Source organism: Flavobacterium nitrogenifigens, from assembly GCF_003254565.1.
Taxonomy (GTDB): Bacteria; Bacteroidota; Bacteroidia; order Flavobacteriales; family Flavobacteriaceae; genus Flavobacterium; species Flavobacterium nitrogenifigens.
Map to the genome: position 1 here is coordinate 1 of NZ_QJRI01000118.1, position 797 is coordinate 797.

Below are 797 nucleotides of genomic sequence, written 5' to 3' on the forward strand. Positions count from 1 at the left end.
CCGTCACTATAAGAGACGCTTGGGTTACTGTCAGAGTCCCATCAGCATATGATATTGAATAGTTCGGAGATGATGCTCCTCCCGCCGTTATTGCATACGTGCCAACTGGACTTGATGCCGTGGCTGTGGTTGAAGCTGCAGCTGCTGACGTTAGAGATGCTTCGGTATCCCCATTCACAAATCCCGCATAGCTCACCATTAGAGCCGGATTCACGCTTCCGTAGGTTTTGCTCTTATCATTGGCTGTCACTATAAGAGATGCTTGGGTTACTGTCAGAGTCCCATCAGCATATGATATTGAATAGTTCGGAGATGATGCGCCGCCTGCTGTGATTGCATACGTGTCTACTGGACTTGATGCCGTGGCTGTGGTTGAAGCTGTAGCAACAGCTGTTAGCGATGCTTCGGTATCCCCATTCACAAATCCCGAATAGGCCACAGTCAGAGTCGGATTCGCGCTGCCGTAAGTTTTGCTCTTGTCATCGGCTGTCACCGTAAGAGATGCCTGGCCAACCGTAAGAGTGCCCTCAACATATGAAATTGAATAGTTTGGAGATGATGCGCCTCCCGCCGTTATTACGTACGTACCTACTGGACTTGACGCAGTCGCAGCGGTTAAAGCAACAGCCGCAGCGGTTAGGGACGCTTCCGTATCCCCGTTCACAAATCCCGAGTAGCTTACCGTCAGAATCGGATTTGCGCTGCCATAAGGCCTGCTCTTGTCGTCTGCCGTTACGATAAGTGCCACATGGCCTACCGTCAGGTTGCCATCCACATACGAAATAGAATAGTTCGGA

General features: G+C 50.7%; 1 protein-coding gene. It reads right to left on the reverse strand.

Going from position 1 to position 797, the window contains the following annotated elements; genetic code table 11:
• Positions 1-797 (reverse strand): MBG domain-containing protein (locus DM397_RS00530; protein ID WP_317048792.1); only part of this gene is annotated, 797 nt, incomplete at both ends.